This window comes from Clostridium sp. TJA032, from assembly GCF_058310275.1.
In genome coordinates, this window is the sequence record NZ_JBZEFB010000001.1 from 81,107 (window position 1) to 102,871 (window position 21,765).

The 21,765-nt window shown below is 26.9% G+C and carries 21 protein-coding genes and 1 tRNA gene; 21 read left to right on the forward strand and 1 reads right to left on the reverse strand.

All coding sequences use genetic code 11. The annotated features are described in order from the left end of the window. Positions 1-19 precede the first annotated feature (19 nt). The 5 genes from purF to purD all read left to right on the forward strand — a co-directional run bounded on the left by purF (position 20) and on the right by purD (position 5,954). The gene (gene purF / locus AC4FRL_RS00365; RefSeq protein WP_491137961.1) at positions 20-1,465 is read left to right on the forward strand and encodes an amidophosphoribosyltransferase; all 1,446 of its coding nucleotides are present in this window, start codon (positions 20-22) and stop codon (positions 1,463-1,465) included. 2 nt (positions 1,466-1,467) lie between these two features. Then, on the forward strand, positions 1,468-2,469 hold the full coding sequence (purM, locus tag AC4FRL_RS00370; protein ID WP_491137963.1) for a phosphoribosylformylglycinamidine cyclo-ligase: 1,002 nt from the start codon (positions 1,468-1,470) through the stop codon (positions 2,467-2,469). Next, entirely contained in the window at positions 2,457-3,071 is a 615-nt protein-coding gene (gene purN, locus AC4FRL_RS00375) for a phosphoribosylglycinamide formyltransferase (RefSeq protein ID WP_491137965.1), read from the forward strand. Before purM ends, purN begins: the two co-directional genes overlap by 13 nt. Before the next feature lie 12 nt (positions 3,072-3,083). Then, on the forward strand, positions 3,084-4,589 hold the full coding sequence (gene purH / locus AC4FRL_RS00380) for a bifunctional phosphoribosylaminoimidazolecarboxamide formyltransferase/IMP cyclohydrolase (RefSeq protein WP_491137966.1): 1,506 nt from the start codon (positions 3,084-3,086) through the stop codon (positions 4,587-4,589). A gap of 114 nt (positions 4,590-4,703) precedes the next feature. Then, positions 4,704-5,954: a phosphoribosylamine--glycine ligase gene (purD, locus tag AC4FRL_RS00385; RefSeq protein ID WP_491137968.1), complete on the forward strand. Its 1,251-nt coding sequence runs from the start codon at positions 4,704-4,706 to the stop codon at positions 5,952-5,954. A gap of 236 nt (positions 5,955-6,190) precedes the next feature. Here purD and AC4FRL_RS00390 read toward each other — a convergent pair. Beyond that, a tRNA-Leu gene (locus AC4FRL_RS00390) sits at positions 6,191-6,279 on the reverse strand. 202 nt (positions 6,280-6,481) lie between these two features. On the opposite strand from AC4FRL_RS00390, the gene AC4FRL_RS00395 reads away from it, so the two are divergent. The 16 genes from AC4FRL_RS00395 to bsh all read left to right on the forward strand — a co-directional run bounded on the left by AC4FRL_RS00395 (position 6,482) and on the right by bsh (position 21,684). Beyond that, positions 6,482-6,844 carry a YccF domain-containing protein gene (locus AC4FRL_RS00395; RefSeq protein ID WP_491137969.1) on the forward strand — a complete coding sequence of 121 codons (363 nt, stop codon included), beginning with the start codon at positions 6,482-6,484 and terminating at the stop codon, positions 6,842-6,844. A gap of 285 nt (positions 6,845-7,129) precedes the next feature. Next, complete coding sequence (locus AC4FRL_RS00400) at positions 7,130-7,672, forward strand: NADH peroxidase (protein ID WP_491137970.1); 543 nt, start codon at positions 7,130-7,132, stop codon at positions 7,670-7,672. 358 nt (positions 7,673-8,030) lie between these two features. Further along, on the forward strand, positions 8,031-8,678 hold the full coding sequence (gene fsa, locus AC4FRL_RS00405; RefSeq protein ID WP_491137971.1) for a fructose-6-phosphate aldolase: 648 nt from the start codon (positions 8,031-8,033) through the stop codon (positions 8,676-8,678). Positions 8,679-8,974: 296 nt separating this feature from the next. Continuing rightward, the gene (locus tag AC4FRL_RS00410) at positions 8,975-9,475 is read left to right on the forward strand and encodes a hypothetical protein (RefSeq protein ID WP_491137972.1); all 501 of its coding nucleotides are present in this window, start codon (positions 8,975-8,977) and stop codon (positions 9,473-9,475) included. 441 nt (positions 9,476-9,916) lie between these two features. Next, on the forward strand, positions 9,917-10,930 hold the full coding sequence (gene aroF, locus AC4FRL_RS00415; protein ID WP_491137973.1) for a 3-deoxy-7-phosphoheptulonate synthase: 1,014 nt from the start codon (positions 9,917-9,919) through the stop codon (positions 10,928-10,930). Between the two features lie 77 nt (positions 10,931-11,007). Further along, entirely contained in the window at positions 11,008-12,060 is a 1,053-nt protein-coding gene (gene aroB, locus AC4FRL_RS00420; RefSeq protein WP_491137974.1) for a 3-dehydroquinate synthase, read from the forward strand. 51 nt (positions 12,061-12,111) lie between these two features. Beyond that, positions 12,112-13,383, forward strand: coding sequence for a 3-phosphoshikimate 1-carboxyvinyltransferase (aroA, locus tag AC4FRL_RS00425; RefSeq protein WP_491137975.1), 1,272 nt, complete (start codon positions 12,112-12,114; stop codon positions 13,381-13,383). Positions 13,384-13,445: 62 nt separating this feature from the next. Next, the gene (gene aroC, locus AC4FRL_RS00430; protein WP_491137976.1) at positions 13,446-14,516 is read left to right on the forward strand and encodes a chorismate synthase; all 1,071 of its coding nucleotides are present in this window, start codon (positions 13,446-13,448) and stop codon (positions 14,514-14,516) included. Positions 14,517-14,610: 94 nt separating this feature from the next. Next, a complete protein-coding gene (locus tag AC4FRL_RS00435) occupies positions 14,611-14,892 on the forward strand; it encodes a chorismate mutase (protein WP_491137977.1) in 282 nt (93 codons plus the stop codon). Positions 14,893-15,313: 421 nt separating this feature from the next. Then, complete coding sequence (aroE, locus tag AC4FRL_RS00440) at positions 15,314-16,129, forward strand: shikimate dehydrogenase (RefSeq protein WP_491137978.1); 816 nt, start codon at positions 15,314-15,316, stop codon at positions 16,127-16,129. Positions 16,130-16,267: 138 nt separating this feature from the next. After that, complete coding sequence (locus AC4FRL_RS00445) at positions 16,268-16,777, forward strand: shikimate kinase (protein ID WP_491137979.1); 510 nt, start codon at positions 16,268-16,270, stop codon at positions 16,775-16,777. Positions 16,778-16,899: 122 nt separating this feature from the next. Continuing rightward, positions 16,900-17,340, forward strand: a complete 441-nt coding sequence (gene aroQ, locus AC4FRL_RS00450; protein ID WP_491137980.1) for a type II 3-dehydroquinate dehydratase — start codon at positions 16,900-16,902, stop codon at positions 17,338-17,340. Between the two features lie 57 nt (positions 17,341-17,397). Further along, positions 17,398-17,904 carry a hypothetical protein gene (locus AC4FRL_RS00455; protein ID WP_491137981.1) on the forward strand — a complete coding sequence of 169 codons (507 nt, stop codon included), beginning with the start codon at positions 17,398-17,400 and terminating at the stop codon, positions 17,902-17,904. Between the two features lie 209 nt (positions 17,905-18,113). Further along, on the forward strand, positions 18,114-19,004 hold the full coding sequence (locus AC4FRL_RS00460; protein WP_491137982.1) for an ABC transporter ATP-binding protein: 891 nt from the start codon (positions 18,114-18,116) through the stop codon (positions 19,002-19,004). A 2-nt stretch (positions 19,005-19,006) separates the two neighbouring features. Continuing rightward, entirely contained in the window at positions 19,007-20,215 is a 1,209-nt protein-coding gene (locus AC4FRL_RS00465; RefSeq protein ID WP_491137983.1) for an ABC transporter permease, read from the forward strand. A gap of 479 nt (positions 20,216-20,694) precedes the next feature. After that, the gene (bsh, locus tag AC4FRL_RS00470; protein WP_491137984.1) at positions 20,695-21,684 is read left to right on the forward strand and encodes a choloylglycine hydrolase; all 990 of its coding nucleotides are present in this window, start codon (positions 20,695-20,697) and stop codon (positions 21,682-21,684) included. Positions 21,685-21,765 lie beyond the last annotated feature (81 nt).

The following is a 21,765-nucleotide window of genomic DNA, read 5'->3' on the forward strand; positions in this document are numbered from 1 at the left end:
TTAAAGGGAGTAATAAGGTATGGTTAAGGAGAATTTTAATCTTATTGATCCACAAAATGATAAGTTTAAAGATGAATGTGGAGTTTTTGGAGTTTATGCAAATAAACCAATAGATGTTGCGGCTATAAATTATTATGGATTATATGCTCTTCAGCATAGGGGACAAGAAAGTGCAGGAATTGCAGTAGCAAATGGAGAGGATATAAAAGTTCATAAAGGCTTAGGTGTTTTAACTGAAGCCTTTCATAAAAAAGACTTAGAAAATCTTAAGGACTTTAATGGATATATATCCATAGGGCATGTTAGATATTCAACAGCTGGAGCTAAAACCGTTGAAAATGCACAACCCTTAGTTAGTAATACTAAGCTTGGACCTATATCAACTGCTCACAATGGAAATTTAGTTAACGCCGAAGTAATAAGAAGTCTTTTAGAAGATGGGGGACAAGTTTTTCATACAAGTGTTGATTCAGAAGTCATTACAAGTTTAATTGCAAGAGGAGCTAAAAAAGGAATTGAGAGAGCGGTAATTGATGCTATATCAGCTGTTAAAGGCTCTTTTGCCATGGTAATAATGACTAAAAATAAATTAATTGGAATAAGGGACCCTCATGGTATTAGACCTTTATGTTTAGGAAAATTTGAAGAGGGGTATATATTAACTTCAGAAAGTTGTGCTTTAGATACAATTGGAGCGGAATTTGTAAGGGATATAAAACCAGGAGAAATTGTTGTTATAGATAGTGAGGGAATTAAAAGTTATAGATATTCAGAAAACACAGTTTGTCAAACTTGTGCTTTTGAATATATATATTTTGCTAGACCTGATTCAGTTATAGATGGTTTAGATGTGCAAAGTACAAGAGTTAAGCAGGGAGAGATATTATTTGATGAATATAAAATAGAGGCAGATATTGTTGTTGCAGTTCCAGACTCTGGAATACCAGCAGCTATGGGATATTCTAAGGCTTCTGGCATTCCTTATGAAGTTGGTTTTGTAAAAAATAGATATATAGGGAGAACTTTTATATCTCCTTCTCAAGAGATTAGAGAAAGAGCAGTAGCTGTAAAGCTTAATCCTTTAAAGGTGAATATAAAGGATAAGAGGGTAATTTTAATTGATGATTCTATAGTTAGAGGAACAACTTCAAAGCATTTAATTGAGTCATTAAGAAGAGCTGGAGCAAAGGAAGTGCATTTTTTAGTAGCTTCACCAAGTGTTAAGTATCCATGCTATTTTGGAATTGATACACCTTATAGAAGTCAGTTAATTGGGGCTAATAGAAGCTTAGAGGAAATTAGAGAAAGGATAGGGTGTGATTCTTTAGGATATTTAAGTTTAGAAGGTATGTATAAAAGTTTTGGAGGAAGAAGAAATTTTTGTGTAGGATGCTTTAATGGAGTTTATCCAGTTTCAGCACCTATGGAGGCTTTAGAGGATAATCTTGAAAGGGTGGAGAATTAGATATGTTAACTTATAAGGATTCAGGAGTAAATATTGAAGAAGGATATAAATCAGTAAAATTAATAAAAGAATATGCAAAAAAAACTATGAGTGAATATGTATTAAATGGTTTAGGTTCTTTTGCAGGTATGATTGAGCTTCCAGAGGGATATAAAAAGCCAGTTTTAGTTTCGGGAACAGATGGTGTTGGAACAAAACTTAATATTGCCTGTGAAAAAAGAAAGTTTGATACTGTTGGAATTGACTGTGTTGCAATGTGTGTAAATGATATTTTATGCCATGGAGCAAGACCCTTATTCTTTTTAGATTATATAGCTTGTGGAAAATTAGAAGCTTTAGTTTCTTCTAAATTAGTAGAAGGAGTTTCTAAAGGGTGTCTTTTAGCTAACTGTTCTTTAATTGGTGGAGAAACAGCTGAGATGCCAGGAATGTATAAGGATGGAGATTATGATATTGCAGGTTTTGCTGTAGGGATAGTAGATAAAGATAAAATAATTAATGGTAAGAATATAAAAAGTGGAGATAAGCTTATAGGAATTGCTTCTTCAGGTATTCACTCAAATGGATATTCTCTTATAAGGAAAGCCTTTAGGAATTTAGATGAAGATTTTTATGGAAAGAAACTTTGGGAAGAATTATTAATTCCTACAAAAATTTATGTAGAGCCTGTTTTAAAACTTATAGAAAAATTTGATATAAAGGGAATGGCTCATATAACAGGTGGAGGATTTTATGAAAATCTTCCTCGTATGATAAGCGAAGAGGGACTTTCTATAGTTATTAATAAGAATAGTTATGAAGTTCCTAATATATTTAAAAAGCTTATGGAAATTGGAATTGAAGAAAAGGAAATGTATAGCACTTTTAATATGGGTATAGGATTTGTTTTATGTGTTTGTGATAAAGATGTTAAGGATATTTTAAAGGAATTAGAAAGTTATGGAGAAAAAGCTTTTGAGATTGGATATATAAATTCTGGAGGTGAAGGAGTTTGTATAAAATAGCTGTATTAGCTTCTGGAAGTGGTTCTAATCTTCAATCAATTTTAGACAATATAGATAATGGAAATATAAATGGAAAAGTATCCTTAGTTATAGGAAGTAAAGAAGGAATTTTTGCCTTAGAAAGAGCTAGAAAAAAAGATATAAATACAGTAGTTGTTTCTAAGGAGAATTTTGGAGATAAAACTTCAGATGAAATATTAAGATTAGCTAAAAGTAATAATATTGATTTAATTGTTTTAGCAGGATATCTTTCAATATTAAAAGGAAAAATTTTAGAAGAATATAGAAATAAAATAATTAATATACATCCTTCACTTATTCCATCTTTCTGTGGAAATAAAATGTATGGATTAAATGTACATAAGGCTGCTATAGAAAAGGGAGTTAAGTTTTCAGGATGTACAGTTCATTTTGTTAATGATGAGGTTGATGGAGGCTTCATTATTGAACAGGAGATAGTTAAGGTTGACTTTTATGATACAAAAGAAAGTCTTCAAAAAAAGGTTTTAGAAAAAGAACATTTACTTTTACCAAAAGTTATTAAATATTTTTGCGAAGAAAAAATAAAAATTCATAATGGAAAAGTAAAAATATTAAAGTAGTGAGGGATTTTTATGAAAAAGAGAGCTTTAATAAGTGTTTTTGATAAGGAAGGAATTTTAGAACTTGCAAAGTTTTTAGTAGATAGAGATGTGGAAATAATATCAAGTGGTGGAACTTATAAATATTTAAAGGATAATAATATAGAAGTTAAAGAAGTAAGTGAAATAACTAATTTTAAAGAAATGTTAGATGGAAGGGTTAAAACATTACATCCTTTAATTCATGCTGGAATATTAGCAATAAGAGATAATAAAGAGCATATGGAATCTTTAAAGGAAAGAGAGATAAATACAATAGATTATGTAATTGTGAATCTATATCCTTTTTTTGAAAAACTTAGAGAAGATTTAAGTTTTAATGAGAAAATTGAGTTTATAGATATAGGTGGCCCAACTATGCTAAGAGCGGCTGCTAAGAATTTTAAGGATGTAGTAGTTATATCTGATAAAAAAGATTATAAGAAAGTTATGAAGGAACTTAAAGATAATAATTATGTATCTTATAATTTAAGAAAAATTCTTGCAGGAAAAGTATTTAATTTAATGAGTGCTTATGATGCAGCAATTTCTAATTTTTTATTAGAGGGAGAAGAGGAGAATAAGGAATATCTATCTCTTTCATATAAAAAGGTTCAAGAACTTAGATATGGAGAAAATCCACACCAAAAAGCTGCTTATTATAGCTCAACAGAATTTGATGGAGCTATGAATAGTTTTGAAATTTTAAATGGTAAGGAATTGTCTTATAACAATATAAAGGACTTAGATATAGCTTGGAAGGTTGCTTGTGAATTTGAAGAACCAGCTTGTTGTGCATTAAAGCATAATACTCCTTGTGGAGTAGCAATAGGCAAAAACACAAAAGAAGCTTATTTAAAAGCTTATGAAGCTGATGAAGTTTCTATATTTGGGGGAATAGTTGCAATAAACAGAAAGATAGATAAGGACACTGCTAAAGAAATGGTTAAAATATTCCTAGAAGTAGTTGTTGCACCTGATTTTGATTGTGATGCCTTAGAAATATTAAGAGGGAAGAAGAACTTAAGAGTTATAAAGTGTAAAAATAAACCTAAAGATAAAAATTATATGGTAACAGTAGATGGAGGAATATTAGTTCAAGAAGAAGATAATAAGTTAGCTAATGAATATAAAGTAGTTACAGAAAAAGAGCCAACAGAAACAGAATTAAGAGATATGATTTTTGGAATGAAGGTTGTAAAGTATGTAAAATCTAATGCTATTGTAGTAGTAAAAGATGGAGTAGCAACTGGTATTGGTGGTGGACAAGTTAATAGAATTTGGGCTACAAAAGAAGCTTTAGAAAGAGGGAAGGATGGTGCTATTTTAGCATCAGATGCTTTTTTCCCATTTAGAGATTGTGTTGATGAAGCTTTTAAAAAGGGAATAAAAGCTATAATTCAACCAGGTGGTTCTATTAGAGATGAGGAATCTATAAAAGCTTGTAATGAGCATGGAATAAGTATGGTATTTACAGGAATTAGACATTTTAAACATTAAGAATAAAAATAAAAAATTTATATAGGAGGTGAATTAGGTCATATATTTAATTAAAGTTTTAATTAGTTAAATTAAAATTATTGAAACTACTTTAATTTATATGACCTTTTATATATGAAAATACTTTTAGTTGGCTCTGGTGGAAGAGAGCATGCTTTAGCTTGGAAATTAGGAAAAAGTCCTAAGGTTGAAAAAATTTATGTTGCTCCAGGAAATGGAGGAACTGCTAATGAAAATAAATGTGAAAATATAGAACTTACTAAAATAGAGGATTTATTAAATTTTGCAAAGGATAAAGAAATTGATTTAACAATAGTAGGTCCAGAGGAGCCTCTTATTAATGGTATAGTGGATATTTTTAAGAAAGAGGGATTAAAAATATTTGGACCAGATAAAAGTGGGGCTAGACTTGAAGGAAGTAAGAGCTTTTCTAAAAATTTTATGAAAAAATATGGAGTTAAAACAGCTGATTATGAAGTGTTTTATGATTATAAAGAGGCTAAAGAATATTTAGAAAGTTGTAGATATCCAAAGGTTATAAAAGCTGACGGATTAGCAGCAGGTAAAGGTGTTGTTATATGTAATAGTAAAGATGAGGCTATAAAAACCTTAGATTTATTTATGATAAAAGATTTATTTAATGGAGCAGGTAAAAAGATTGTAATAGAAGAATTTTTAATAGGAGTTGAGGCATCAATACTTTCAGTTACAGATGGAAAGGTTATTTTGCCCTTTTTATCAGCTAAAGATCATAAACAAATATTTGAGGGTAATAAGGGGAAAAATACAGGAGGAATGGGAGTTGTAGCTCCTAATAAATATTTGACTAAAGAAATTTTAGAGGATTTTAATAAGAACATATTAGAAAAAACTTTACTTGGAATAAAAGAAGAGGGAATAGACTTTAAAGGGGTTATTTTCTTTGGAATAATGATAACAGAAGAGGGAGTTAAACTTTTAGAGTATAATGTTAGAATGGGTGACCCTGAAACACAAAGTCTTTTATCTTTAATGGAAAGTGATTTATTAGATATAATATTAAATGCTTTAGATGAAAGATTAAAGGAAACTATTATTAAATGGGAAGAAGGATATTGTGTTAATGTTGTTTTAGCTTCAAAGGGATATCCTGAAGAATATGAAAGAGGATATAAAATAAATATAGATAGAAGTGTTAAAGAAAATATTTTTATAGCTGGTGCTAAAAAAGAGGGAAATGAATTAATAACTACAGGAGGAAGAGTTCTTTCTGTAATTGGAAAAGGAAAGACCTTAGAAGAAGCTAGAAAAAATGCATATGAAAATCTTAATAAGGTTAACTTTAAGGGAATGTATTATAGAAAAGACATAGGCGTTTCAAAGTAAGCTTAAAATTTAAGAAAATTAATTTTAAAATAAATAGTCTAAAACTATAAAAAAAGAAATAATATATATTATATGTTTTTTAATAAAAAATTAGATATAGATAAGCAAACTAATAGCAGTGAATTTAGATTGTTTTATCTATATCTAATAAAAAAATACTCTAATAGAGCCGTTGTGTTTGGACTTTTTTAGTTTTGTTAAAAATAAAAAAACTCTTAAACTTAGTTTAAGAGTTTTGGTGCCGAAGACCGGAATCGAACCGGTACGGTGTGTTAGCACCGCAGGATTTTAAGTCCTGTGCGTCTGCCAGTTCCGCCACTTCGGCATGTCCTGTTGACAATATTTATTATATATACTTAAAAGAAAAATGTCAACAAAAATTTTAAAAAAATATTTTAAGTTGAATTTAATATAAAAAAATGATATTTTATTTTGAAATATTTTATTTTAATAAAGAAAAACTTATAAGCTTATAATTAAAAAATTAATAATATAAATTTTCTAGTTAATTTTAAGGAGGGTTAATTTTGAGCTGTTTAGGAAATATAATTTGGATGATATTTGGTGGCTTTTTTAATGCACTAGGATGGCTTTTTTGGGGTGTTATTTGGTGCTTAACTATAGTTGGTATTCCAGTTGGACTTCAATGTTTTAAGCTAGCAGGACTACAATTAGCTCCTTTTGGAAAGGAAATTGTAACTGTAAATGATGGCACAAGTCATTTTATATTAAATATATTATGGATAGTTTTTGGAGGCTTTACCTTAGCTTTAGCTAATTTAATTAGTGCTGTTATTTTTGCAATTACTATTATAGGAATTCCTTTTGCAATACAATCTCTAAAGTTAGCAAAACTTTCTCTTATGCCTTTTGGAAAAGAGGTTAGATAATAGTAAAATTAAAATGATAAAAGTTATTAGATTTTAATAGAAAAAATAATATTTTCATTAGTGTAATTTTAGATAAAAAAGAGATAAGAGTATTATTTTTTATTAAAAGTATAAATTATTTAAAAAATGTTGATAATGGAAAATTATTATTATATAATACTAATAAAGGTTAAGAAAAATTTAACATATTAATCTGTAGATTGTAAAGAAAGACATTTAAGAAATAATTATTCTTAATAACCTATAGATTTAAAATACTAAGGATCGAATTAGGAGGATTTTATTATGAAAAAATTTGTTTGTACAATTTGTGGATATGTTTATGAAGGAGAAAAAGCACCAGAAAAATGTCCAATCTGTGGAGCAGGTGCTGATAAATTCGTAGAGCAAAGCGGAGAATTAACTTTTGCTGATGAACACAGAATTGGTGTTGCTAAAGGTGTTGATGAAAGAATAATCGAAGGATTACATGCTAACTTTACTGGAGAATGTACAGAAGTAGGAATGTACTTAGCTATGTCAAGACAAGCTGATAGAGAAGGCTTCCCAGAAGTTGCAGAAGCTTATAAGAGAATCGCTTTCGAAGAAGCAGAGCACGCTGCTAAATTTGCTGAAATGTTAGGAGAAGTTGTAGAAGCTGATACAAAAGCTAACTTACAAGCAAGAGTAAATGCAGAGCATGGAGCATGCCAAGGTAAGAAAGACTTAGCTACATTAGCAAAACAATTAAACTTAGATGCAATCCATGACACAGTACATGAAATGTGTAAAGATGAAGCTAGACATGGAAGAGCTTTCGAAGGATTATTAAAAAGATATTTTAAATAAGATTTAAAATATAGGAGAATGTTTCTACATTAGTAGAAACATTCTTTTTTTATAAATAAAATAAAGTTAGGGGGAGAGTATAAGAATAAAAGGTGGATAAAAATTATAGATTATTTGTGTATGCTTTAAAGGATAAAAGAAGTATAAGTTATATGCTAATAGGTTAATAGAATATGTTTAATTATTAAAATATTTTATTATAGCATAATAAATAGAAAAAATAAATTAACAAAATGTAAATTTTAAATAAATATATTGAATATTTTTTATCTCAATGTTAATATCTATCTGTGGAAACGATTAATAGAAATGTATGGAATTCAAATTAATATTTTAAGAAATGAAAAGGAGATCTGACATGAAAATATTCATAGATACTGCTAATGTAGAAGAAATAAGAAAAGCTAGTAAATTAGGAGTTTTAGCTGGTGTTACAACTAATCCTTCATTAATAGCAAAAGAAGGTAGAGATATTAAAGAAGTAATTGAAGAAATATGTAGCATAGTAGATGGACCAATAAGTGCTGAAGTTATGGCTTTAGAATGCGAAGAAATGGTTAAAGAAGGAAGAGAATTAGCTAAAATACATAAAAACATAGTTATAAAAATACCTATGTGTGAAGAAGGTTTAAAAGCTGTAAAAATATTAGCTAGTGAAGGAATAAGAACAAATGTTACTTTAATATTCTCACCACTACAAGCTTTATTAGCAGCTAGAGCTGGTGCATCCTTTGTAAGTCCTTTCTTAGGAAGACTTGATGATATTGGAAATCCAGGAATTGAAATAGTAACTCAAATTGCTGAAATGTTTGCATTACATGGAATAGATACTGAAATAATATCTGCAAGTGTTAGAAATCCTATGCATGTTTTAGATTCAGCTATGGCAGGATCACATATTGCAACAATACCTTATAATGTTATTCTTCAAATGGTTAAGCATCCTTTAACAGATGCTGGAATGAAGAAATTCATTGAAGATTACAATAAGGCTTTCAATAAATAATATAATCTGCATTTACAATACAAATACAATATAAATTAACAAATTTTATAAAATATATTTTACTTATAGTCAACAATTAATCCTTTAAGAACTATCTTTTTAGATAGTTCTTTTTTATACATTTTAATATGTACAAGAAAATTTATATATAAAATAAATGTAAAAATTGTTATAATATATTGTATAAAATTTAAAATTTTAAATTGAATTATTTCGATTTATTGACAAAGAATAACAATATATTAATATTATACATATAGTAGTTTGTAAATGGTAAAAAAAGGAGAGTTAAAATTATGTTAAAAAATAAGATAATGGTTTTAGTTTGCAGTTTAGCTTTAGCTGTAGGATTAGTAGGTTGTGGTGGAAATAGCAATCAAAACAATGCTGATAATAAAGAAACAAAGACTACAGAGGCACCTAAAGAGGAAGATAAAAATAAACCACCAATAAATATGGATGATGTTAAGTTAGATATAAAACCTGGAAGTACAGATTCAAAAGGAAATAAGTACATAGATGTTACTTTAACAAATAACACTAAGTTACCTATTAAATATTGTAATATTACTTTGCTTAACAAGGATACTGGAGAAGAATCTTATGTAACTTTTGCAAATACTATTATGCCTGGTAAAACTAGCGATAAGTCTTCTACATATGCGCCAAAAAGTGGGAAGATTGAAGATGTAGAAGTAATAAGCTATAACATGACACTTGGAGAAGAGGATGGAAAAGATATAAACTTAAAATATGATGCTAGATTAAAACAATATCAATGGAAGAAGGCAGAATAATATTTTATAAATAATGTAGATATTTAAATATCTACATTATTTATTTTTATTAGTTATATTTTTAACTTTTTAATAAGAAATAAGTTTATTGACTTTAAAGTTACAAAGTGTATAATAAATTTAAAAGTTTAGAGAGAATAGTTAAATTCTTTTAAGAATTTATGCTAAATTTGTTAGTTAAAGGATTAATAATAATATTTTATATGGGTTCAGTATTGAACTTTTAAAAATTTTCAAATTTTTAGTTTGAAATAAAATTTATAATCTTTTAAATAATGAGTTTTTACTTTTATATTGATATATAATAATATAGAATTATAATTTATTTAATAGAACTCATTAAAATGGGTTCTATTTTTTTTTGAATGTTATGATTTGGAATTTTGATTTTAATTTAGACTATTTTTATTAAAAAGGTTAAAATAAAAAAGGAGGGCTAATATGATAGTTATATTAAAACCAGGAACAGAGGAAGAAGAGATTATAAAGTTTATTAAAAAAATAGAATCTCTAGGAGCGCAAACTAAGAAAATATCTGGTGAGGAGGTCTGTGTTATTGGTTTAATAGGAGATACCAGTAAAATAGATCCAGCTAAAATTGAAGCTAATAAGAATGTAGAAAAAATAATACATGTTCAAGAGCCCTTTAAAAAGGCAAATAGATTATTTCATCCAGAGAACACAATAATTGATGTTTTAGGTAATGAAATAGGAGGAAATAAAATAGCATTAATAGCTGGTCCTTGTTCTGTAGAGAGTGAAGAACAAATAGTAAATATAGCTAAAGAAGTTAAAGCTTTAGGTGCAAACTTTTTAAGAGGAGGAGCATTTAAACCTAGGACATCACCTTATAGTTTTCAAGGGTTAGAACTTGAAGGGTTAGAGTTATTAAAAAAGGCTAAAGAGATAACATCTCTTCCTATAGTTACAGAAATAATGTCAACTAGCATGATAGATAAATTTGTGGAAGATGTTGATATAATTCAAGTAGGAGCTAGAAATATGCAAAACTTTGATCTTTTAAAAGAGCTTGGTAAAATAGATAAACCTATTCTTTTAAAGAGAGGATTATCAGCTACAATAGAGGAACTTATAATGTCAGCTGAATACATAATGGCAGGAGGAAATGAAAAAATAATTCTTTGTGAGAGAGGAATCAGAACCTTTGAGACATATACAAGAAATACCTTAGATTTAAGTGCCATACCTATTATAAAAAAATTAAGTCATTTACCAGTAATAGTTGACCCAAGTCATGCAACAGGAAAAGCATGGATGGTAGAACCTTTATCAAAGGCAGCTATAGCTGTAGGTGCTGATGGTCTTATTATAGAGGTACATAATAATCCTGCTAATGCTTTATGTGATGGACAGCAATCTATAAAACCAGAAGAATATGGAAAGCTTTTAGAGGAATTAAGAGCCATAGCAAAAGCAGTTGGAAGAGAGCTTTAATATATTATTTATTTTCTTGGGAGTTTAAAAACTCCCATTAAATTTATATTAAAATAATATTATAAGGGGGAGTAAAGATGAGAACTTTAAAAGTTAACTTAAAGGAAAATAGTTATGATATAGTAATAAAAAAAGATTTAAAAGATAGTTTTGGATATTTTATAAAGAACATTTTTAAAGGGAATAAGGTTTCAATAATAACTGATGATAATTTAAAAGATATATATGGAGATTTTGTCAAGAAAAATATTGAAGCTGAAGGTTTTTTAGTAGATATTATTTCTATAAAACCAGGAGAGAAAAGTAAAAGTTTTTCTACATTACCTTATATCTATAATAAGCTTTTAGATTTTAACTTAACAAGAAGCGATTTAATTGTAGCACTAGGAGGAGGAGTTGTTGGAGATATTGCAGGCTTTGTTGCTTCTACATTTTTAAGAGGAATTTCTTTTGTGCAAATCCCAACATCTTTACTAGCACAAGTTGATTCTAGTGTTGGAGGAAAGGTTGCAGTAGATTTAGATAGGGGAAAAAATTTAGTTGGAAGTTTTTATCATCCAAAGTTAGTTTTAATAGACCCTAATATGCTTGGAACACTTCCAGAAAAATATTTTAATGATGGTCTTGGAGAGGTTATAAAATATGGGTGTATTAAAAGCAAAAAGTTATTTGAAAGGTTAGAAAGCTTTGAAAATAAAGAAGATTTAAAAGAAAATATTGGCGATATAATTTATGAATGTTGTAATATTAAAAGAGAAGTAGTTGAAGGTGATGAAAAAGATTTAGGAGAAAGAATGATTTTAAATTTTGGTCATACCTTAGGCCATGCTATAGAACAGATATATAACTATGAAACCTATTCTCATGGAGAAGCCGTTGCTATGGGAATGAATATGATAAGTAAAATTGCTGAGGATAAATTACTTACTAAAAAAGGAACAGCAGATAGGATTGAAGCTTTATTAAGTAAATATGGATTAAATAAAAGTATTAAAATTAGAGATAAGGAAGCTATTAAAGAGGCTATTAAGTTAGATAAGAAAAATTTAAAGGGTAATTTAAATGTTATTCTTTTAAAGGATATTGGTGATAGTTATATTTATAGTACAGATATAGAGTTTTTTAATTAATCTTTTAAGTTTATAATTTAATATCATAAAATACGGAAAGTGAGGGAAAGAATGAAAAGCATAACTATAACTCCAGGGAAATTAAAGGGAGATGTAAAAATTCCACCTTCTAAAAGTTTAGCTCATAGAGCTATTATCTGTGCCTCTTTGAGCAAGGGGGAAAGTATTATTTCTAATATTGACTTTTCAGAAGATATTATTGCAACTATGGAAGGAATGAAAGCCTTAGGTGCAGATATAAAGATACAAGATAATAAGTTAATTATAAATGGAGAAAATTTTTTGAAAAATTCTATAGAGAGAATAATAGATTGTAATGAATCAGGTTCTACTTTAAGATTTTTAGTTCCTATATCTTTAATAGAAGAAAATAAAGTTAGGTTTATAGGACGAGGTAATTTAGGAAAAAGACCTTTAAAAACTTATTATGAAATTTTTAATACTCAAGGAATTGAATATTCTTATGAAGAAGAAAATCTTGATTTAAAAATAAAGGGTAAGTTAAAAGGAGGAGAATTTAGAGTTAAAGGAAATATAAGTTCTCAATTTATAAGTGGTTTATTATTTACTTTACCTTTGTTAAAGGAAGATTCTAAAATAATAATAACTACAGAACTTGAATCTAAAGGATACATAGATTTAACCTTAGATATGATAAAAAAATTTGGTGTTAAAATAAAAAATAATGATTATAAAGAGTTTCTTATAGAAGGTAGACAAAAATATTCACCAATTACATATAAAGTTGAAGGCGATTATTCTCAAGCAGCTTTTTACTTTTCAGCAGGTGCCTTAGGTTCAGATATTAATTGTTTTGATTTAACTTTAAATTCCTATCAAGGAGATAAGGAATGTATTGAAATATTAGAAAATATGGGAGCAAAATTTATAAAAGAAAAAAATAATTCTTTAAAGATTATTTATAAATCCTTAGAGGGAGTTATTATAGATGCTTCACAATGCCCTGATATAATTCCAGTTTTAACAGTAGTAGCCTCTTTAAGTTATGGAGAAACTAGAATTATAAATGGAGAAAGGCTTAGAATAAAAGAGTGTGATAGATTAAGTGCTATATGCAAAGAACTTAATAAACTAGGAGCAAACATAAAAGAATTAAAGGATGGGCTTAAAATAAAAGGAGTTACTGAATTAATTGGAGGAGAGGTTTATAGCCATAAAGACCATAGAATAGCTATGAGCTTAGCTATTGCATCAACAAGGTGTAAAAATAAAGTTACTATAAATGAACCAGATTGCGTAAAAAAATCTTATCCTAGTTTTTGGGAAGATTTTAAGAGTTTAGGTGGAATTTTTAATAAGTAATAATACATATTTTAGATGAAAGGAGGAAGCTTTTAAAGAATAATTTTTTTGAAAGCGAAGAAATGGGAGGAGTTTGGGGTAATAAAATAAAATTATCTATATTTGGAGAATCTCATGGTGAGGGCTTAGGTATTGTAATAGATGGAATAGAACCTGGAATTAAAATAGATATTGAAAATATAGAAAAAGAAATGGAAAGAAGAGCGCCAGGAAGAAATAGTTTATCAACTCAAAGAAAAGAAGGGGATAAACCAGAAATTTTAAGTGGAATATTTAATGGATTTACTACTGGGGCACCTATTTCTATGATAATTAGAAATAATGATAAAAGGTCTAAGGATTATTCAAAGATAAAAGATTTAGTAAGACCTGGGCATGCAGATTTTCCAGGGTACATAAAATATAATGGCTTCAATGATTATAGAGGAGGAGGTCATTTTTCAGGAAGAATAACAGCACCTTTAGTTTTTGCAGGTGCATTAGCTAAGGAAATACTTAAGGAAAAGGGAATTTTTATAGGTTCTCATATTAAACAAGTTGGAAAAGTAAAAGATGCTTCCTTTGATTTTTTTAATTTAACAAAAGAAGATTTAAAAGAAATTTTAAACAAGGAACTTCCACTAATAGATACAAAAAAAATAGAAGAAGTAAAAGAGGAAATTAATTTTTATAGAATGGATGGAAATTCTATAGGAGGAATTGTTGAATGTGCAATATTAGGGTTAAACCCTGGAATTGGAAATCCATTTTTTGATTCTTTAGAAAGCACAATAGCTCATTTAGCATTTTCAGTTCCTTCTGTCAAAGGCATTGAATTTGGTGCTGGGTTTGAATTTGCAAATATGAGTGGAGAAGAAGCAAATGATGAGTACTTTATAGAAAAGGGAGAAATTAAAACATATTCTAATAATAATGGTGGTATAACTGGAGGAATATCAAATGGCATGCCAGTTATATTTAGAGTTGTTATAAAACCTACTCCTTCAATTTCTAAAGCTCAAAGAAGTGTAAATATAAAAACTATGAAAGAAGAAATTATAAAGGTTACAGGTAGACATGACCCTTGTATAGTACAGAGAGTTTTAGTTGTTATAGAAGCTATCTCAGCCCTTGCTATTTTAGATTCATTTTAAAATTAGTGAAATTTAAAGGTAAATATGATATATTATAAACTTAATTAAAGAGATAAAATTTTATATAACTTAAAGAAATGAGGTAATATTTTTCATGGATGATTTAATTAAGTTTAGAGAAGAAATAGATAACATAGATAAAGAGCTTGTTAAGCTTTTTGAAGAGAGAATGAATATTGTTTTAAAGGTAGCTACATATAAAAAAGAAAAGGGATTAGATATATTTCATGAAGATAGAGAAAAAGAAGTTATTGAAAAAAATTTAAAGAAAATAAGAAATAAAAATCTAACCCCCTATGCTAAAGAAATGCTTGTAGATTTAATGAATATAAGTAAAAAGTATCAGAAAGATTTTATAGAAAAAAAGAGGGAGTAAATTTTGGAAATTAAAACTTTGATTAAATTTTTGAAAGTGTTAATTGTAGTAACTCTTGTATATGCTCTATTTACATCTAATTTTGCTATAAGAGCATTTTTAGCTATTGTAGAATTAATTTTTATTATTATGTTATATAAATTTAAAAGCATATAAATTTTATCAAGTAAATGACAAAGACACTTAGCTTAAAAGCTAAGTGTCTTATATGAACTTGTGCATTTGGTTTTGGATATTTAAACAAAAAAACTTAAATTATATCAATCTTTTAACAGGGGATGCAAAAGATTATCATAAGTTTTGTATGGTAATTTAAACATATAAATATGAATTTATTATGGAGATTTATTAAGGAGTTATATTTTTAAACTTTAAAAATATAAAACTAATATTTAAATTTATAGCTTAAGGAAGTGAAGTTATGAAAGTTTTTGGACTAATAGGGGAGAAATTAGAACATAGTTTTTCTCCTAAATTGCATAAAGAAATTTTAGAAACTAGCAATATTTTAGGACTATATAATTTATTTTCAGTAGATAAAAAGTTTGAAGATAATATTGTAGAGAGTTTGAAGGTCTTAGGAATAAATGGAGCTAATGTTACCATACCTTATAAAGAAGTTGTCTTAAATCAGCTAGATTTTATTTCGGAAGAAGCTAAAATAATAGGAGCTGTAAATACAATTTTAATAAAGGAAGATAAATCTTATGGCTATAATACAGACTATTATGGTTTTGGAAAAATGTTAAATAAAGAGAATATAAAGGTTTTGGGAAATAGTTTTTTTGTTTTAGGTTCAGGAGGAGCAGCTAGAAGTGTTGTTAAGTATTTAGAAGATAATGGAGCTAAAGAAATAGTTTTAGTTTCAAGAAATAAAGAAAATGCTAAGAATAAATTCAAAGATTTTAAGATAAGTTTTATGGATTATAAGGACCTTGAAAATGTTTTAGATGAATTTGCTATAATAAATACAACTCCCTGTGGTATGTATCCTAAGATAGATTCAATTGCTATTTCACCAAAGTTAATAGGGAATTTTAAGGTAGCTATAGATATAGTTTACAATCCTCTAGAAACTAAGTTTTTAAAGAGTGCAAGGGAAAAGGGTTTAAAAACAGTAAATGGATTAATGATGTTAGTTGGACAAGGAATTAAGTCAGAAGAAATTTGGAATAACCTTAAAATCAATAAGGATTTAGAGGATAAAATCTATGAAAAATTAAAGAAGGAATTTTAAGTTTTATTTAAGTTAACTTTGTAATAAGAAATTGTTAATTTAAGTAGTTTTCAATAAAAAAATAAGTTTTTTTAGGTATAATTAGAAATAAATAGAAATTTATTTAAGTAAAAAGTACGAAAAGGGGATTAGGATTTCATGAAAAAAAGAGGAGTACTTTTAATTGGAATGCCAGGCTGTGGGAAAACTACTATAGGAAAAGAATTATCAAAGGTTTTAAAAATGAATTTTTTAGACATTGATGAATTTATTGAAAAAAGTGTAGATAAAAGTATAAAGGAAATTTTTCTTCAAGGAGAAGAGGTTTTTAGAGACTTAGAAAGTAAAAGTTGTGAGCTTTTAAGTACTTTAAAAAATGTAGTTATTTCTTCAGGTGGGGGCATAGTAACTAGAAAAGAAAATATGGAATTTTTTAAAGACTTTTTAATTATTTTTATTAATAGACCTATAGATTTAATAATAAATGATATAAGTATAGATGAAAGACCACTTTTATCTAATGGAAAAGAAAAGCTTCTTTCTTTATATAAAGAAAGAATTGACCTTTATAAAAAATATAGCGAAATAGAAATATTAAATAGTGGCAGTATTAATAATGCTATTTTAGATATAGTAAAATCTATTTATGAAATAAGTTTAGAAAAGTAAAAATAAACATAAGAAAATTTAAAGCCTTCTATAAATTTTTATAGGAGGTTTTAAAAAAATAGAAAGAAGAGGTGAATTAAACTAAAGAATTAAGAAAGTTAGTTCTTTAGTTTATATTAGTTATGAAAGTAATGGTTATAAATGGACCTAATTTAAATCTTTTAGGTATAAGAGAAAAAGATATATATGGCAAAAAGACTTTTAAGGATATTATAAGTTACTTAAAAGCAGAAGGAGAAAAGTTAGACTTAGATTTAGAATTTTTACAAAGTAATATAGAAGGAGAAATAATAAATTTTATTCATAGAGCGTATTTTGAAAACTTTCATGGGATAATAATAAATCCAGGTGCTTATACACATTATAGTTTAGCAATTTATGATGCTTTAAAGGGAGTAGCTTTACCGGCTATAGAGGTTCATTTAAGTAACATTCATAAAAGAGAAGAGTTTAGACATAAATCAGTTACAGCTAAAGCTTGTATTGGACAAATAAGTGGTTTTGGTGAGTATGGATATATTATGGCAATGAATGCATTAAAAAATTATGAAAAATCTAAGTAGTAAAAAAATAGTTTTATTATATATTCTTTAAAATTTTAAGAGGATAAGGAGAGTTCTATGGAGGAGAGAGATGAAATTTTACAAGTGATAATAAAAAATATTTTAGCAACTACAGATGAGCAGATTAAAGGAAATTTAAAAAATAGCTTAAGATTAAGGATGTCTTTATCAGAGTGTTTAACTGAAGAAGTTAAGTTCTTAAGAACTTTAAAATACTTAGTTGAAAAAAAGGTTGAAGAAATATTTAATGAAAAGAATTATCCTGCAAGTTATGAGGAATTTGTTAATTTGTGGAGTAGATTATCACAGGAAGCTAAAGTTTTGTCTAGAGAAATAAACTATGAAGTTGAAGAAAAAATATGTAAGTATGAATTTATATATTTTGAAGTTTATTGCAATGTTTATTTAAGATATTCCTTAGGACTTCTTTTTAATGGGAATAATAGGTCAACTTTAAAAGAATTAGAAAAATATAATTCTAAAAAAATAATAACTAATTATAGATATTTTTTGAGAAAAATATCACTTAGAAAAATAGAAAAAAGCTTAATGGTTTTAAATTAATAATTATTATTTTAAAATTAAAAGGAGAATCTTTTTTTAATTACTAAATAAAAGATTCTTCTTTTTTATTTTATAAAAATAAATTATTGTTTTAAACTTTTTAAGTATAAAAATAAAATGCCATATTAGAGGGAATTTAATATGTTTAAAAATATTTTTAAAAATGGTAATATTTAAATTAGAAGTAAATTTTAAGAGGAGGATTTTATGTGAAAATTGAAGCTATAAATATTAGCAAAAGCTTTGGGGAGGTTAAAGCATTACAAAATTTAAGTTTTGTAATTGAAAAGGGAAAAGCTTTAGGGCTTTTAGGAAGGAATGGTGCAGGGAAAACTACTGCCATAAGAGTTATACTTGGAATACTTCCAAGTGATACAGGAGAGATATTAATTAATAATAAAAAACTAAATTTTGATGAAAATACTTTTGGTTATTTACCAGAAGAGAGAGGGTTATATCTTAAATATACTGTAAAAAGTCAACTTATGCATTTTGGAACTTTATATGGAATGAAAAAAAAGGAGAGCTTAAGAAGTATAGAGTATTGGCTTGATAAATTTGAAATAAGTGAGTATTTAAATAAAAAGGTAGAAACCTTATCAAAGGGAAATAAACAAAAAATACAGCTTATAGTTGCACTTATGCATAATCCTGAGGTAATAATTTTAGATGAACCTTTTAGTGGGCTAGATCCTGTAAATGTAGAGTTATTTAAAAAGGTTATAAGAGAACTATTAAGTTCTGGGAAAACCTTAATATTTAGCAGTCATAGAATGGCTGATGTAGAGGAATTTTGTGATGATATTATAATGCTTAAAAAAGGAGAAACAATACTTAAGGGAAATCTTAATAAAATAAAAGAAGAATATGGAATAAAAGCTTTAATTATTGAGGGAGATAAAAGTTTAGAGGGATTTTTCAATAAGTCAGGTCTTGAATTTTCTATTTTTAAGGAAGGAAGTTATAGGTTAAATATTAAAGATGTAACTTTAGGTAAAAAACTATTAAAAGATATTGTAGATTCTAATTTAGACATAAGAGGATTTTATTTTGAGAGACCTTCTTTAAATGATATTTTTATAGAAAGGTTAGGTAATTAATTATGAGAAAGTTTTGGAGTATTTTTGCTTTTACATATAAAGAAACGATAAAAAATAAGGCTTTAATAATATCTACAATAATAACTTTAATAGTAATTCTAGGGTTTTTTAATATGGATAAGATAGCTAAAATCTTTCACAAAGATGGAAACAAAGATTTAATAATGGTTAGCGTTGATGAAAAAGACAGTTTCTTTAGTGAAGATAATTTAAAAAAATTAAATGAAGGAGAATTTGAAGTTGTTTTAAGTAAAAGTGCTGAGGAAAGTAATAAAGTAAAAAAAGAAATTGAAGATGGAAAATCAGATTATAAAGCATTACTTGAAATTTCTAATAATAATGACCTTGAAGGAAAGCTTTATGTAAATGAACTTCCAAGTGCTTCTTTAAAAGATGAGGTTGATAAAATCTTAAATGATAATAAGCTTATGGTCTCTATGGAGAAGTTTAATTTAACCAAAGAGGAATATAGTAATTTAATGAGCCCAGCTAAACTTGAAGTTGTGCAAATGGGAAATGCATCTCAAGGAAGAATGATTTTAGTTTATGCTCTTGTTTTTGGAATTTATATAATAACATTAACTTTTGGTGCTATGGTTGCTAACTCAGTTATAGAAGAAAAAAGTAATAGAATAATGGAAACCTTAATAACCATGGCAAGACCTATGGAACTATTTTTTGGAAAGGTTTTAGGGGTTTGTGCAGTAGGGCTTACACAAATAGCTATTATATTAGCTTGGGGATTTTTAATGTTTAAGACCTCTGGAAAGAGTTTGGAATTTTTATATTCGATGAATTTAAATTTTGAAATAATATTTGCTTTTGTTTTTTATTTTCTTTTAGGATACTTAACATTTTCAATGCTTTATGCAGCTGTTGCCTCTTTAGCTACAAGTTCTCAAGATGTTAATTCTTCTATGGGAGTTATTACTTTAATATTTGTTTTAGTATTTTTACTTTCAATGAATTGCATGTTTAATATTGAATCTACTTTAGCTAAGGTCTTTAGTTATGTTCCTTTTGCTTCTCCTTTAATAATGTTTGAGAGAGTAGTTTTATCTAAGGTTTCCTTTGGAGAAATAATAATAACAACTATTATTAATATTGCTTTTATAATAATTGTAGGATTTTTAAGTAGTAAATTATATAAAAAAGGTACTTTACATTATGGAAAAAAAGTTTCTATATTAAAAATTATAAGAGGAAAATAAGATAATAAATTTAAAATGTATAAAAATGGATAAATTTTTTATGGTTAATTTATTAAAATTTATTTTTAGTAAAATATAGTTAATCAAATAACTTAAATAATTAATTATAAAAGTAAAATTATGAATTTAATTATAGAAAATGTTTCCAAAGTATTAATTAAGAAAGAAAAGTAGTAATAAAAACAGTAAATATATAAAATGTATAAAATTGTATTAAATTTTTTTAATGAATTTAATACAATTTTTTTTTTTAAGTAAAATCTAGTGAATAAATTGATAAAATAGATGATAAAATTACTTATTTTATCATTTATTGTTGAATTAAATGGAAGAGAATATAATTAATGGGCAAAAAGAATTAAAAAAATGTAAAAAAAACAAGAAAAAACAATTAAAATGTCAATTAGGTCATATGAAAAAGTATTAACTTTGTAGTATATTATTTTACAAAGAAGAACATAAATATAGGAGTGATTAAAATGTGTACAGGATTAATGTTAAAAACTAAAGACGGAAATCATTTATTTGGAAGAAATATGGATATAGAGTTTTCTTTTAATCAATCTATAATATTTTTACCTAGAAACTATGTAGGGGTAAATACTGAAACAGGAAGAAGAGTTGAACCTAAGTATGCTGTACTTGGTATGGGAACTGTTTTTAATAGTTATCCAACATTTGCAGATGGATTTAATGAAAAGGGATTAGCAGCAGCAGGATTAAACTTCCCACAATATGCATACTATCCTTTAGAAGAAGAAGAAGGAAAAATAAACGTTCCTCAATATGACTTTTTACTATGGATTTTAGCTAACTTTGAAACTGTTGATGAGCTTAAAGAAGCTTTAAAAAATACTTTAATAGTTGATGAAACAATTAGTAAAAAAGTATCTAACTCTACTTTACATTGGATGGTTACAGATATAACTGGTAAAGCAATAGTTATAGAACAATCTAAAGAAGGATTAAAAGTATTTGATAATCATGTAGGAGTTTTAACTAATTCACCAACTTTTGACTGGCATATAACTAACTTAAATCAATATGTAAATTTAAGATATAGCCATGCTGATGAATTAACATTAGGTGAGCAAAACTTAAAAGCTTTAGGAGTTGGTACTGGTTTAGTAGGATTACCAGGAGATTTTACTCCAGCATCTAGATTTGTAAGAGCAGCTTTCTTAAGAGATGCTATGATAAAAAATTCTCAAGATACTATAGATATGACAGAGTTTTTCCATATCTTAAACAATGTTGCAATGATAAATGGTTCAGTATTAACTGCAGCTAACAAAAAGGATATAACACAATATAGCTCATGCATGAACCTTGAAGAACAAACTTATTCATACAATACATATGAAAATAATCAAATAAATGTTATTGATATGAAAAAAGAAGATATAAATGGAACAGAGATGAAAATTTATAAGTATAATACAACATTAAATGTTAATTATGAAAATTAATTAAAAACAATTATAAAAATTAAATAAAAATAAAGTCTTATGGCAAGTTAGGACAAGCCTTATCTTGCCATAGGATTAAAG